The organism is Oceanobacillus sp. FSL W8-0428 (assembly GCF_038004405.1).
Lineage (GTDB): Bacteria > Bacillota > Bacilli > Bacillales > Amphibacillaceae > Oceanobacillus > Oceanobacillus sojae.
Genome location: NZ_JBBORB010000001.1, coordinates 4,150,902 through 4,165,691, shown reverse-complemented (window position 1 = coordinate 4,165,691; position 14,790 = coordinate 4,150,902). Strand labels below are relative to the sequence as shown.

At 35.9% G+C, this 14,790-nt stretch carries 16 protein-coding genes; 13 read left to right on the top strand and 3 right to left on the bottom strand.

What is annotated here, in order from left to right; genetic code table 11:
* Positions 1–3: 3 nt before the first annotated feature.
* From MKY30_RS19975 to spo0A, 6 genes are all read left to right on the top strand, one after another.
* Positions 4–888, top strand: a complete 885-nt coding sequence (locus MKY30_RS19975; RefSeq protein ID WP_147210407.1) for a polyprenyl synthetase family protein — start codon at positions 4–6, stop codon at positions 886–888.
* 106 nt (positions 889–994) lie between these two features.
* A complete protein-coding gene (locus tag MKY30_RS19970; RefSeq protein WP_147210408.1) occupies positions 995–1,801 on the top strand; it encodes a TlyA family RNA methyltransferase in 807 nt (268 codons plus the stop codon).
* 40 nt (positions 1,802–1,841) lie between these two features.
* Positions 1,842–2,291: a transcriptional regulator AhrC/ArgR gene (ahrC, locus tag MKY30_RS19965; protein ID WP_077601359.1), complete on the top strand. Its 450-nt coding sequence runs from the start codon at positions 1,842–1,844 to the stop codon at positions 2,289–2,291.
* 317 nt (positions 2,292–2,608) lie between these two features.
* On the top strand, positions 2,609–4,303 hold the full coding sequence (gene recN / locus MKY30_RS19960; protein ID WP_147210409.1) for a DNA repair protein RecN: 1,695 nt from the start codon (positions 2,609–2,611) through the stop codon (positions 4,301–4,303).
* Between the two features lie 248 nt (positions 4,304–4,551).
* The gene (gene spoIVB, locus MKY30_RS19955) at positions 4,552–5,742 is read left to right on the top strand and encodes a SpoIVB peptidase (protein WP_341085183.1); all 1,191 of its coding nucleotides are present in this window, start codon (positions 4,552–4,554) and stop codon (positions 5,740–5,742) included.
* A gap of 384 nt (positions 5,743–6,126) precedes the next feature.
* Entirely contained in the window at positions 6,127–6,909 is a 783-nt protein-coding gene (gene spo0A / locus MKY30_RS19950; protein ID WP_077601363.1) for a sporulation transcription factor Spo0A, read from the top strand.
* 218 nt (positions 6,910–7,127) lie between these two features.
* Here the strand turns inward: spo0A and MKY30_RS19945 are convergent, their stop codons facing one another.
* On the bottom strand, positions 7,128–7,391 hold the full coding sequence (locus tag MKY30_RS19945; RefSeq protein WP_147210411.1) for a hypothetical protein: 264 nt from the start codon (positions 7,389–7,391) through the stop codon (positions 7,128–7,130).
* Positions 7,392–7,561: 170 nt separating this feature from the next.
* Positions 7,562–8,182: a transcriptional repressor LexA gene (gene lexA / locus MKY30_RS19940; RefSeq protein ID WP_147210412.1), complete on the bottom strand. Its 621-nt coding sequence runs from the start codon at positions 8,180–8,182 to the stop codon at positions 7,562–7,564.
* A gap of 477 nt (positions 8,183–8,659) precedes the next feature.
* Here lexA and MKY30_RS19935 point away from each other — a divergent pair, with 477 nt between their 5' ends.
* The 7 genes from MKY30_RS19935 to MKY30_RS19905 all read left to right on the top strand — a co-directional run bounded on the left by MKY30_RS19935 (position 8,660) and on the right by MKY30_RS19905 (position 14,126).
* Positions 8,660–9,310, top strand: a complete 651-nt coding sequence (locus tag MKY30_RS19935) for a YneB family resolvase-like protein (RefSeq protein WP_147210413.1) — start codon at positions 8,660–8,662, stop codon at positions 9,308–9,310.
* A 68-nt stretch (positions 9,311–9,378) separates the two neighbouring features.
* Entirely contained in the window at positions 9,379–9,612 is a 234-nt protein-coding gene (locus MKY30_RS19930; protein WP_147210414.1) for a DUF896 domain-containing protein, read from the top strand.
* 101 nt (positions 9,613–9,713) lie between these two features.
* Entirely contained in the window at positions 9,714–11,714 is a 2,001-nt protein-coding gene (gene tkt / locus MKY30_RS19925) for a transketolase (RefSeq protein WP_147210415.1), read from the top strand.
* A gap of 157 nt (positions 11,715–11,871) precedes the next feature.
* A complete protein-coding gene (gene sirA / locus MKY30_RS19920; RefSeq protein WP_077601368.1) occupies positions 11,872–12,330 on the top strand; it encodes a sporulation inhibitor of replication protein SirA in 459 nt (152 codons plus the stop codon).
* A 47-nt stretch (positions 12,331–12,377) separates the two neighbouring features.
* A complete protein-coding gene (locus tag MKY30_RS19915) occupies positions 12,378–12,605 on the top strand; it encodes a YneF family protein (protein WP_077601369.1) in 228 nt (75 codons plus the stop codon).
* A gap of 214 nt (positions 12,606–12,819) precedes the next feature.
* Positions 12,820–13,524, top strand: a complete 705-nt coding sequence (locus MKY30_RS19910; RefSeq protein WP_147210416.1) for a cytochrome c biogenesis CcdA family protein — start codon at positions 12,820–12,822, stop codon at positions 13,522–13,524.
* 128 nt (positions 13,525–13,652) lie between these two features.
* Positions 13,653–14,126, top strand: coding sequence for a CcdC family protein (locus tag MKY30_RS19905; RefSeq protein WP_147210417.1), 474 nt, complete (start codon positions 13,653–13,655; stop codon positions 14,124–14,126).
* 73 nt (positions 14,127–14,199) lie between these two features.
* Here MKY30_RS19905 and MKY30_RS19900 read toward each other — a convergent pair whose 3' ends face one another.
* Complete coding sequence (locus MKY30_RS19900; protein WP_147210418.1) at positions 14,200–14,673, bottom strand: DUF2621 family protein; 474 nt, start codon at positions 14,671–14,673, stop codon at positions 14,200–14,202.
* Between the last annotated feature and the right edge of the window lie 117 nt (positions 14,674–14,790).

Here is a 14,790-nt window from a genome sequence, read left to right as displayed (position 1 = left end):
ATTATGCATAAACGATTGCAAGCTTATCTGGAATATTACCGTGAAGAACTTCAAAAAGCATATACAAGCCGCTTTGATAAGCTTGAGATACCTGCTAATTTAAAACAGTCCATGCTTTATTCCTTAGATGCCGGTGGGAAAAGATTACGTCCAATTTTATTATTGGCAAGTTATGAGGTATACGGCCAGGATGTTCAAAAAGTGATGTCATCAGCTATTGCCCTGGAGATGATACATACCTATTCACTTATTCATGATGACCTGCCGGCAATGGATAATGATGATTACCGGCGCGGTATGTTAACGAATCATAAAAAGTTTGATGAAGCCACAGCTATTCTCGCCGGCGACGCGTTGTTAACCTACAGCTTTGAGCTGATTTTAGATGATCCATTACTTACTTCAGAAGAGAAAATTGTCCTGGCCAAAGAATTAGCTGTCTGCAGCGGACCTAAAGGAATGGTTGGCGGACAAATTCTTGATATGGAGGCGGAAAAGCAATCTGTTTCTTTAGAAGCAATGGAAGAAATCCATGCTTTAAAAACGGGCGAACTCATTCGTTTTGCTATTTTTGCAGGAGCATACTTAGCAAATGCTACTGATGAACAGCTACATTATTTGAAGCAATATGCGTATTATCTGGGACTGATTTTTCAGGTTCAGGATGATATTCTTGATGTTTCCGGCGAGGAAGAAAAACTGGGTAAGCCGGTAGGCAGTGATGAATTAAATGAAAAAAGCACGTATCCTAAATTATTAGGGCTGGGTGGCGCTATAGAACAAAAAGAAAAATATGTTCAAAAAGCTTATGAAAGCTTAAAGTTAGCTGATGCAGAAGATTCACTTTTAAAAGCATTAACGGATTACTTTAGTCAAAGAGATCATTAAAATAGAAAATTCGAAAAATCCCAATAAAAATGATACACCTGGAAAAGGACTTTCTGCTTCAGTGGAACCTTTGAACATGGATAAAAAAACGAAAAGGAAAAGGTCTATGAAGAAAAAGAAAAGAATTGATGAGCTATTGGTGGAAAGGGAACTTGCAGAAGATATTGAGAAAGCAAAACGTGCTGTTATGGCAGGACTGGTCTATTCTGGAGAGGAACGTATCGATAAGCCTGGCAGCCTGCTTCCAGTTGAGACGCCATTGCGGATTAAGGACAAGCGTTTAAAGTATGTTGGCCGTGGCGGATATAAACTTGAAAAAGCTCTTCAATCATTTTCTGTGGATGTTTCAGATAAAATATTTATGGATATTGGCTCCTCAACAGGCGGTTTTACGGATTGTGCATTGAAAAATGGTGCAAAAAAATGTTATGCCATTGATGTCGGTTATAATCAATTAGACTGGAAGCTTCGCAATGACCCTCGTGTTATCGAGATGGAACGAACAAATTTCAGGCATGTTACACCAGATATATTAACATCCGGTTTTCCTGAGGTAGCTTCTATTGATGTATCTTTTATTTCTTTAAAGCATATTTTCCCGGTCCTGGCCACATTGCTAAATGAAAAAAATGACATTATTGCCTTGATAAAACCCCAATTTGAAGCTTTTAAAGACCAGGTTGGTGCGAAAGGAATTGTCAGAGAACCTTCTATTCATTTGGAGGTTCTAGAAAAAACAGTAAATTATGCGGCTGATGTTTCATTTACTTTAGTGGATTTGACTTATTCACCTATTAAAGGGACTGAGGGGAATATTGAATTTTTAGCACATTTTAGATGGATGAATAAAGAAATGCCAAAAGACATTAATTTAGAACAAGTTGTTAAAGATGCACAACAGGCACTGGTTTAATAAATCTCAGGTAAGCTTTATTAAAAGGAGGGATTTATACTTGAGTAAAATACAACGTCACATTAAAATTCGTGAATTGATTACTGAAAATATTATTGAAACACAGGATGAGCTTGTTGATGCTTTGAAAAATCTCGGCTATAACGTAACGCAGGCAACGATATCACGTGATATTAAAGAGCTGCAATTGGTAAAGGTTCCGACAAATACAGGACAGTATAAGTACAGCCTGCCGGCAGATCAGCGTTTTAATCCACTGCAAAAGCTGCAGCGGTTAATTGTAGATACATTTGTCAAAATAGAGAATGCAAGTCATTTTATTATTCTAAAAACACTTCCCGGCAATGCACATGCAGTCGGTGTTTTAATTGATAACCTGGATTGGGAAGAGATTATGGGGACGATTTGCGGTGACGATACTTGCTTAATTATTTGCCGGACTCCGGAACATGCGGAAGAAATTAAAAATCGGTTAATCGGGATGCTTTAAGAGGATGTTTAAAAAGCCCAACAAAAATGACACATTGGGAAAAGGAGCTTCTACTAAGAGCGCCCACGTCGTGTGGGCAACGTAGAAGTCATCACATCCTGCGAAAGTACATTGGCTTACTTTTCCGGTGGGACTGGGACTGCAATTACTCGCCCCATCGAAGGGCTTTTGCGATTACTCGTCCCATCAAAAGCGCTACTCGCGTATCTTAAAGCATACGCTGCGTTCCTCAAAGATGCACCGCCTTGAACTTCTTGGTCCTTTTTATCGTACTTTTTGAACGCACACTTTAAAATTGTTTAGTTGGGGTGAGGAGCTTGTTAACAGAATTATCTATAAAAAACTTTGCGATTATTGAAGAATTATCCTTAAGCTTTCAGGAAGGACTTACTGTATTGACTGGGGAAACGGGAGCTGGGAAATCAATTATTATTGATGCTATCCAATTATTAGCTGGAGCACGGGGATCAGTGGACTTTGTCAGACATGAATCGAATAAAGCGGAGATTGAAGGATTATTTTTTATCGATCATAAAAAGCATCCTATTTATCAAGTTGGTAAAGCATACGGGATTGAAATTAGTGATGAACAAATTGTGCTCCAACGGACGATTACGGCCTCAGGAAAAAGCATCTGCCGTGTAAACAGTAAATTAGTGACATTAGCCATTCTCAGAGAATTTGGAAAGACATTGATTGATATCCATAGCCAGCATGAGACACAATCGTTGATGGATAATGAGCAGCACATTGACTTTTTAGATCTTTATCTGGGAGATGCAATGAAAGAAGCGAAAAAGGATTATCAGGATATTTATTACCGTCTGGAAAATCTGAAGAAGAAGTACCGCAGTTTGAATGACAATGAGCAGGAGATGGCTCAGCGTCTGGATCTGCTTCAATTTCAGCAGCAGGAATTAACAGAAGCACAGCTTGTCCCTCAAGAAGATACGGATCTGGAGGAAGAACGTAACCAGCTTGCTAATTATGAAAAAATACATAAATCACTTTCCGATGCTTATTTTTCATTATATGGTGAGCAGCACGGATTAGATTTAATCAGCCAGGCGCAAATATCGCTACAGGATAGTGCGGATTTAGACCCTTTTATTGCTGAAAAATTAGATAGTATGTCTAACCATTATTATATGCTGGAAGAGATTACTTATGATATCCGTAATTACCTCGATCAGCTGCAATACAATCCAGAACGGCTTAATGAGATTGAACAGCGCATGGATGAACTGAACAGACTAAAAAGGAAATACGGTCCGACTGTGGAAGAAATGTTAGACTATCTAGGCCGTGTAGAAGAAGAAATCGAGCAGATTACAAACAGGGAATCACATTTAAATACACTGGTGACAGAAATTGACGAGCTTGAAAAAGATGCATTATTAGAAGCAGACCAGCTGCATCATTTACGAAAGCAGGCTGCTGAACAGTTAACGCATGATATTCACATGGAGTTAAAGGATCTTTATTTAGAAAAAACAACCTTCTCCATTGATTTTGAAGATTCTGCGCAGCGGAAACTGAAATTGAACGGATATGATAAAATATTGTTCCGAATTTCAACGAATGTCGGAGAACCATTAAAGGATCTAACAAAAATTGCTTCAGGTGGAGAGTTATCCAGGATTATGCTTGCTTTAAAGAAAATCTTCTCAAAGCATCAGGGAATTACGAGTGTTATTTTTGATGAAGTGGATACAGGTGTCAGCGGAAGAGTTGCGCAGGCGATTGCTGAAAAAATTCATGAAATATCTCTTGAATCACAGGTTTTATGTATTACTCATCTTCCGCAGGTTGCTGCGATGGCAGATACACATAAATTTATCCAGAAAAAAGAAAAGTCGAATCGTACCTTTACTTCTGTTATTGAATTAAATGATAAAGAGCTTATTGAGGAATTAAGCCGCATGATTACAGGAACAAAATTAACAGATACTGCAAAAGAACATGCGAAGGAAATGTTAGTATTGGCAGGCCGTTTTAAAAAATCAAATTAAAGGGATAAAAACGAAAAAAAAACCGGACAATAAACGTACCGGTTTTTTCTTTTTCCTGTACTTACAAATTTCGTTAATAACATGTCCTTTTGCATCTTTAGAACAACAACACTATACGTTAGTTTATCTATATTTTTATAGGAAAAGATACACATATCACATAGGTTGTTCCAGTTTAAACTGCCCTCCAATTGCAAAAAGTATATGTACAGAAAGATAATATTTTTTGTATGAGGAGGAGACGATTTATGAGTAAACCAAGCAAGAGCAATTTAAAATATAAAATATGCTCGCTGTTATCACTTTTTTTTATGTTGTTTTTTCTTTTTCCTTCCTTTATCCACGCAGATACATCCCTACAAGGATATAAAGAAGTTTTCCAAGACTCCCCGATCATTCCCTTTTTAAATAAGAAGGAGAGCTCAAAAGAGAACAATAAGGAGCAATATCAGCGTCTGGAGGATGTGAAAGTAGTGCCGGGGGGACAATCGATTGGAGTTCAACTGGAGACAAAAGGAGTTCTGGTTGTAGGCCATCATCAGGTAAAAGTGTCAGAAGGAGCAAAATCTCCGGGAGAAGCTGCTAAAATAAATGTTGGTGACACAATTGTTGAAATAAACGGCCAAAAGATTAACCATATGACAGATATTAAACCGATTGTTGATAATAGCGGTAAAGAGAATAAAAAGCTGCAGATCAAACTGAAACGCGGAGATAAAATGATCGAAACCAGTTTACAGCCGATTTTTGATAAAAAAGAAAAAGCTTATAAAATCGGGTTATATATTAGAGATACTGCTGCAGGGATTGGCACAATGACGTTTTATGATCCGAAATCAGGCCGGTATGGTGCTTTAGGGCATGTTATCTCAGATATGGATACAAAGAAGCCGATTGATATTAAACAAGGATCCATTATTCATTCTTCTGTAACAGCTATTGAAAAGGGCGATAATGGTTTACCGGGAGAAAAACAAGCCTCCTTTCAAACACAGGAAAAAAGAATTGGTAATATAACAAAAAATACGGATTACGGCATATTTGGGATATTAGAGAAGGAAGTAAATCATGAAAAATATGAAGAAGCATTTCCTGTTGCGTTATCTCATGAAGTCAAAGAAGGTCCTGCAAAAATTCTTACAGTAGTTGATGGGGAAAAAATTGAAGAATTTGATATTGAAATTATCAGCAGTGTTCCTCAAAAATCAGCATCAACAAAAGGAATGGTTATTCAGATCACTGACCCCAGGTTGTTAGAATTAACAGGCGGGATTGTTCAGGGAATGAGTGGCAGTCCAATTATTCAAAATGACAAAATTATTGGTGCAGTAACACATGTGTTTGTTAATGACCCGACCTCGGGTTATGGTGTTCATATCGAATGGATGCTTGAGGACGCCGGCATTATCAAACCTGAGTCTAATCAGAATGCAGCTTAAAAAATACTTGTAATGGTGATTGCCATTACAAGTATTTTTTGATTAGTATCTCAATTTTTGCGGCTTAAAAAATAACTTGCTCATCATGGAATAGGAAGGTATAGAAGCTTATTCTCAGGTGCGAAAGTTGAGTTAGTATTATAAAGATTAAAGTTGCGTACAGTGTATGGATACAGGTGTTTTATATCCAATTACTATCTGATATAATGAAAACGTATACAAAAAAGATTAAAAATCGTGTCGAAAGTTGGTGAAAAACAAAGAAAAATAGAGAATACTTAAGAAAATCGAAATAAATCAAAAGTTTTTTGATTTTAAAGAGGATATTTATATTTTTTGTAGAATATGTAATAGGTGCATAAAAAGCAAAAGGAGGATTTTTTAGTGAGTAAAATATCTGTATGTTTTGTTGATGATAATCGTGAGTTAATTCAATTAATGGAGGATTTTTTTGGGGAACAGGAAGAAATTGAAATAGTTGGAACAGCCTTAAACGGCAGGGATTGCATCCCGCTAATTGAAGAGAAGAATCCAGATGTATTGGTATTAGATATAATCATGCCCCATATGGACGGTATTGCCGTATTAAATGAAATTAAAAAAATGGATTTAAATAAAAAACCCCATATTATTATGCTGACTGCTTTTGGCCAAGAAGAAGTAATGAAGAAAGCTGTAGATTTAGGAGCTTCTTATTTTATTCTGAAGCCATTTGACATACAGAATCTGGCTGACCAAATCTTGCAGGTTCAGGGCAGCAGCATTCCAAGAGTGTCAAATGTAAATAAAACGAATACAGAAAACAGGAAAAAACAAGATTTGGAAGCGAATATAACAAATATTATTCATGAAATTGGTGTACCTGCACATATTAAAGGATATATGTACTTAAGAGAGGCAATTACGATGGTTTATAATGACATTGAGCTTTTAGGGTCTATTACAAAAGTACTTTACCCTGATATTGCGAAAAAGTTCAATACAACTGCTTCACGGGTGGAAAGAGCTATACGCCATGCGATAGAAGTTGCCTGGAGCAGAGGAAATATAGATTCCATTTCGGCTCTATTTGGCTACACCATCAATATTTCAAAAGCTAAGCCGACAAATAGTGAATTCATTGCAATGGTGGCTGACAGATTACGTTTGGAACATAAGGTGTCATAACAATACGGTGGCAGGTGTTAAACAGTCGGCATCATTTTTTTTACCCGATGTAAAGAGTCGTACTGTTTTATATACTAAATGTAAATATTTAAAACAGCTCTATTTTTTATATTCGAAAAAGTTGGTATATTACTTATTTTTGATTAACATAAGGAATGGTAAGCATCAGATTTTTGAAATGTAAAAAAAGACCGTATTAAACGTTTTGTTGATTTGATTTAGCCGAGAATAAAAACAGTAATCTGATACCATAAAGCAAGTGCTACAAGCAAAAGAGCAGAAATAATTTTTATTAGATTAGTTTTGGAAAAATAGTTCTTGCCTGGATAGACTTCTAAAAAAGTCACAATAAGTAAAAGAGTTGATAAAAATGGCAGTGTTAAGTAGTCAGCAACCTTCGTTAAATAGATAATTCCCAGAACAAAGCTGATTATAATAATCGGAAAATAAAGCCAACGTTTCTTTTTCATCGTTTCAGTCAATTTTATACACTCCTTGAACTTGTACTTTATTTAAAGCATATTAGGATCAGACTAATTTTATGTTAGAAAAAAAGGTTAACGGGCACATTTTAAAATGTGTCCGTTAACCTTTTTTAGGAATTATACGACTTCGAGACAAAATGTTCTCAGCTTGTATGAATACACTTTTTTTAGTGAATATTACGGTATAATCCGATAACCTTACCCAAGATAGAAACATTTTCATAATAAAGTGGTTCCATTGTTGCATTTTCCGGCTGCAGGCGAAAACGATTCTTTTCTTTAAAAAAACGTTTAACAGTAGCTTCGTTATCCTCGGTCATTGCTACAACAATATCGCCATTATCTGCGGAACTTTGCTGTTTGACAATAACCATATCATTGTCTAAAATACCTGCCTCAATCATACTTTCTCCATCAATTACAAGTATAAACAGATTATCCTCCGGCCCGGCTGAGGAGCTTGGAACAGGAATGAATTCTTCAATGTTTTCAATTGCTGTAATAGGGATTCCTGCAGTAACTTTTCCGATTACAGGTACATAAATAGCTTTGTCTCTGGGTGCTTCGTTTTCATTCTCATACATAATCTCAATGGCGCGGGGCTTTGTTGGATCTCTTCGTATATATCCTTTGTTCTCCAGCCTTTCTAAGTGGCCATGAACGGTAGAGCTTGAAGCTAATCCTACAGCAACAGCGATTTCACGAACAGAAGGCGGATACCCTTTTTGCTCTACTTGTTCTTTAATAAAGTCAAAAATCATCTGTTGTCTTTTTGATAGTTTTGTCATGACTTTCTCCCCTCTAGCATAGGTATTTGTTATTCACAGTATAGCACTTAAATAATAATTTTACAAACAAATGTTCTGAAAAAGTATTGACAAGAACAACTGTTCTAAATATACTAGTATCAGAACAACTGTTCCGGGACCTTATAAAATACTGAAGGGAGTTTTTTATATGTTTGAAAAACTAATGAAATCAGATGCATTTTATATTGTGGCTTTTATTATTGCATTATTATTTTTATATACGATGATGGTTACTACTGCTTAAATATTTTAGCCCGTATGGCCAATTTCCTTGCATATTTTTTAGAGAGTAAATAAAATTTGCAGTGTTGGTAAAATAAATTGTTTAAAGTGCTTGTTCTAAAAGTATGAATAAATTTTCTGTTTTATTTTTATTAGACTTATGAACGTATTCTTAAAGATGCATTTTACTTAAGAGATGAGAAAAAGAGGGCTTTGCTATTGGAGGATAAAATATTGAGAACAATAATTTATTGTCGGGTAAGTACTGAGAAAGAAACACAGGAAACATCACTTCAAAGACAATATGAAGAGTTAACAGTACTGGCTGGAAAATTAAATTTTACTATTGTGGATTGCATTGAGGAAAAGGCCAGCGGCTATGACATAGATAGAGATGGTATTTTTCAGCTTCTTGATTATTTTTCACATCAAGAAGCTGATTGTCTTTGTATTCAAGACGAGACAAGATTAGGTAGAGGAAATACTAAAATTGCTTTATTTCATCAGCTGCGGAAAATGGATATCCCTATTTATACAATTACACATGAGGGGAGACTGGAGATAAATGAAGCTGACTCAATGGTGCTAAATATTGTCGGTATAGTGGAAGAATATCAGCGTAAACTACATAATATGAAAATAAAACGGGGGATGCGCCGCGCTGTATCAAATGGATATAAACCTCAAAAAAATTTAAATCATATCAATCAGTCTCCGGGAAGAGAGCGTACTGAAATTCCAATAGAAGAGATTGTCCGGCTTCGTCAGAATAAATTAACGTTTCACGAAATCACTACGGTTTTAAACGGTCTTGGCTTTAATGCATCAAAAGCTACAATCCACCGGCGTTATCAGGAGTATATCAATTCCTTGAATGAAAATTAATCGTAGCGTAAGATAGAAGAACAGGAAGTTTATCTCCTGTTTTTTTAGTAGAAGGAGGGACAAGTTATATGTTGTCTAAAGATAAATTAGATAGAATTAATATTTTAGCCAATAAAGCAAAAAATGAAGGATTAACAGAGGAAGAAAAAAATGAGCAGCAAACATTACGTAAAGAGTATTTAGCAAATGTACGAGGCTCTTTTAAAAATCATCTGAAAGGGATGACAGTAGTTGATCCGGAAGGTAATGATGTTACCCCGCAAAAGCTTCGTGATTATCAGGAACGCAGTAAAAAACACTAATTCTTCACATTCTTCATATTGACTTAGCTTGTATAGTAAAGGATTTCATTATAAAATAGAGATAGAAATAGAATATGTTTTGAAGTGGAAGGAGAAAAATAATGACACAACAAATTGAAGAACTATCCATTAATACGATTCGTACGTTATCCATTGATGCGATTGAAAAAGCAAACTCCGGACATCCTGGTTTACCAATGGGGGCGGCGCCTATGGCTTACACCCTCTGGACAGATTTTATGAATCATAACCCAAAAAATTCTAAATGGTTCAATCGTGACCGTTTTGTTTTATCTGCTGGTCATGGATCTATGCTGCTTTACAGTCTATTGCATTTATCCGGCTATAAAGTGTCTATCGATGATTTAAAAGAGTTCCGTCAGTGGGATTCTAAAACTCCGGGGCATCCGGAAGTACATCATACGGACGGTGTGGAAGCAACTACAGGGCCATTAGGTCAGGGGATTGCTATGTCTGTTGGAATGGCAATGGCTGAAGCACATCTTAGTGCTACTTATAATAAAGAAGCGTATAATGTGGTAGACCATTATACATATGCTATTGTCAGTGACGGGGATTTAATGGAAGGGATTTCTCATGAGGCGGCATCTTTAGCCGGTCATCTCGGCTTAGGCAAACTGATCGCCCTTTATGATTCAAATGATATTTCCTTAGATGGTGATTTGGATCGCGCATTCTCTGAAAACACGGAACAACGCTTTAAAGCATACGGCTGGCAAGTGCTTCGGGTAGAAGACGGAAATGATGTAGATGCTATCCGCCAGGCAATTAAAGAAGCACAGCAAAATCAAGACCAGCCGACATTAATTGAAGTGAAAACAATTATCGGCTATGGCTCTCCGAATAAGTCTGCTTCCAGTGCTTCACATGGATCTCCGCTTGGAGCAGATGAAGTGAAGTTAACAAAAGAAGCCTATAAATGGAATCATGAAGATTTTTATGTATCTGATGAAGTATATGCCGACTTCAAAGAAAAGATTGTTACTGACGGTTCAAAAAAAGAATCTGCATGGAATGAACTTGTTGCGGCTTATAAAGAAGCATATCCAGAATTAGGTGAGCAGTTTGAACTTGCGTTGAAAGGCGAGCTTCCTGAAAACTGGCATGAAAGTCTTCCGGTGTATGAGGAAGGATCAAAACTTGCTACACGTGCCTCTTCAGGTGAAGTGTTAAATGCAGTAGCAAAAGCTGTTCCAAACTTCTTTGGCGGAAGTGCGGACCTTGCAGGATCCAATAAAACGACAATTAATGATGAAAATGATTTTACAAAAGAAGATTATGCCGGACGTAATGTTTGGTTTGGCGTTCGTGAACATGCAATGGGCGCAGCGTTAAACGGAATGGCTCTTCATGGCGGACTTCATGTTTTTGGCGGAACATTCTTTGTGTTCAGTGACTATTTACGCCCATCTATTCGTCTTGCATCTATTATGAATATGCCTGTAACATATGTGTTTACACATGATTCTATCGCGGTTGGTGAAGATGGTCCAACGCATGAACCTGTAGAGCATTTAGCTGCTCTACGTGCTATGCCTCATCTATCTTTAATCCGTCCAGCTGATGGAAACGAGGTACAGGCAGCATGGAGACTAGCTCTGGAATCAACAGATCAGCCTACAGCTCTTGTGTTGACCCGCCAAAATCTTCCTACATTAGCTAATACAGCAGAATTAGCTTATGAAGGAGTTAAAAAAGGTGCTTATATTGTAAGTAAATCTGAAAAAGAAACTCCAGATGCCCTTCTATTAGCTACAGGTTCTGAAGTTCAATTAGCAGTTGCTGCTCAAGAGGCTTTGAAAGAAAAAGGTGTCGATGTTCAGGTTGTAAGTATGCCTTCATGGGATCGTTTCGAAGCGCAGGATGAAGCATATAAAAACGAAGTACTTCCTAAAGAAGTAACAGCTAGAGTTGGTCTTGAAATGGCAGCGTCATTTGGATGGGATCGTTATGTCGGCTTTGAAGGAAAGACTCTTACCATTGACCGTTTCGGCGCTTCTGCGAATGGCGATCTATTAATTGAGAAATTTGGTTTTACAGTGGATAATGTTGTTAAATTGGTTGAAGAAGTTACAAAATAAGGAAAGTTTATATACTTTATATCAATGAAGAGAGAGGTAAAAGTACCTCTCTCTTTTATTATTCTAGTTTCGACAAAAGAAGTTGTTCTTTGCACACTATTTTGACAACTTTCGGAAATAGATTCCTCTATAATAATAGTCAAAGGAGGAATGCGTGATGAATGAATATGCAATTTATTGGATAGAAGAGAGTGTAGCAAAAAATTATTTTCATAAAAGTGATTTATTACATCGATTCTTTTTAGAATGTGCTGAAAATCAAGATGAGATAATAATTAGAAAGCAATTTCGATTCATAACCAGAAAAATCCATTTTTATAAGTTTGCTATGCATTTAAAGACGTTTTCTTCACCTGATATCATGATAAAACGAATCGGGAATAGAGTGATTGTAAAAAAAGGGGAAGAAACACTTTGTCTATATATAGAGAATGGACAGTTAATTTTAAAATGTAATCATTTAGTTTCGGCAGTATCTGTACTTTTTCCTATATTAGAAGATATTCATCCTTATTTCTTTGTACAGGGGAAGGATACACCTCAGTATGGATGGATTTCTCCAAAGCCGGTAAAAGCACAGGATGATGAAAGTCAAGTGTTGTATAATTTCCTCTAATCTAATATACTGTATTAGAGACAACACGAAGGAGGAAATTTTGTAACATGAGTACGATATGGGTAGTATTAATTGCAATTGCAGCTTTAGTTGCTGGTGTTGCTCTTGGATTTTTCATTGCCAGAAAATATATGATGAATTATTTGAAAAAGAATCCGCCGATTAATGAGCAGATGCTTCGTACATTGATGATGCAAATGGGCCAAAAGCCATCGCAGAAGAAAATTAATCAGATGATGCGGGCGATGAATAACCAAAATCAGTCTGGGAAATAATTTATAATTATTTTATGGACAAGCACTAAAACCACTTTTTTTAGAAGGTGGTTTTTCTTATTGGTAAAAAAAATTATGCAGGGAAGGATACAATATTATCCCTTTAGGCATCTTTTTTTCATATCATTCGTAAAATGTATGGAGATTGTCATAAAATAATCTTTTATTTTTGTATTTCTCTGTTAGAATAGAAATGATTGATAGGGGGATTATCATGGAGGAAATTAATATTTTCTTAGCCTTTGCAGCTGGATTTCTTTCATTTATTTCGCCTTGTGTTCTACCGTTGTATCCAGTATTTCTTTCTTATATTACGGGAATGAGCATGGATGAAATAAATCAAGATAATAAGGCGCTTGATCGAAAAGCAATTTTACATACGGTATGCTTTCTAATTGGTTTTTCAAGTATTTTTATAATGATTGGTTTTACGACAACTTATATCTCCGAGTTTTTAGTAACATATCAAAATGAAATAAGACAAATTGGTGCTATTTTAATTATCTTTTTTGGTTTAGTTATTGTCGGAGTATTAAATTTTCAGTTTCTCATGAAAGATCGTAAAATTCATTTTAAAAATCGTCCTGCAGGTTATTTTGGTTCTGTTATCATTGGTATGGCTTTTTCCTTAGGGTGGACACCATGCACCGGGCCAATTCTAGCTATTGTATTTTCACTGGCTGCAACAAGTCCTAATATAGGAATGATTATGATGGTCAGCTATATTTTAGGGTTCTCTATTCCTTTTTTAGTACTGGGCTTTTTTATCGGCAAGTTAAAATGGTTTAGAAAGCACAGCCAAAAAATGGTGAAAATCGGCGGCTGGATAATGATTTTAGTGGGAATTGCATTGTTTTTTGATTGGATGACAAAATTAACTGGATTTTTAGCAAATTTATTCGGCTTTACCGGGTTTTAAATGCTTTCAAATAAGAGTATTTAGAGGTATGCTTGAAATAAAGATTTTAAACTAGAAGATGAAAAGCATCAGATTAAACTATTTAAAAGCTGATGTTTGCCAGAATTTAGAGAAAAGAGTTGTTAGGTATGTATTTAGCAATTGCGACAACGGCTGTTTTTGCATTTATGGCAATTGTGATGATATTTGTGCGGATGCGTGCTTCCAGAAGGCCGGCATCTGTAAAAAGCATTATCCTGCCGCCATTTTTTATGAGTACCGGGGCGCTTATGTTCTTATTTCCGATGTTTCAGATAAGCTGGCTTCAAGTTGCGGAAGCGCTGATTGTAGGAATAATATTTTCTATTTTTTTAATTAAAACATCAAAATTAGAGCATGAAGGGGATCATATCTATGTTAAGCCATCAAAGATGTTTCCCGTCATTTTAGTTAGTTTGCTGGTAATCCGTATTATTATAAAGCTTATTATTGGTACAAGCATCTCTGTCGGAGAAACCTCCGGCATGTTCTTTTTACTTGCTTTAGGAATGATTGGGACTTGGAGATTAGCTATGCTTTATCAGTATTTACAATTAACAAAAAAGCAAAGTGCAGAAATTTAAGCACTTTGCTTTTTTATTTACGAAAACCATTCTTTTATTGGAATATAACTTGTTTAGCCCCGGGATATGAAAACTATGATTTCTTCTGCTTATATTTCTCTTCCCAATTCTCCTGATAATTGTCTCTTGACTGCCGGAAAAAATCTTCATAGGGCGCAATATCAATATTTTTTTCCTTCAGTTTTTTGCGGAGAAATTTATGATCTCTTTTTGGTGTTGCTAAAATATATCCTTCAATTAATGTTGGACGTGTAATGGATTCCTCATTTTTTTGAATGGATAATTCGCCAATTTTACTGGCAATTCTTTGTCTGGCAACATCTCTAAACAATTCAGGAACTGGTGAAACCAGTTCTTCTAAGAAGTCTTTTTCTGACTGAGACCATTTATGTAACGTCTGTTCAAAATAATATTCTTCCCAATCCATAATTGAGCGTCCGTCCTCTTTTGGCAGCCGTTTTAAGAACTTTCGAAACATAAAATACCCACCGATTGCCATCAAACCTATTAATAAACAGCCCCACATTATAACAATAAGTGATATCATCGTACACCTCACCTTAATCTTACAAGAAAAATTACGAATATTGCTAATTATTATAAACTATCAATTTATTTTTTTAGAAAATTGTAGTAACATTAACTTAACCATTGTCATCATTCC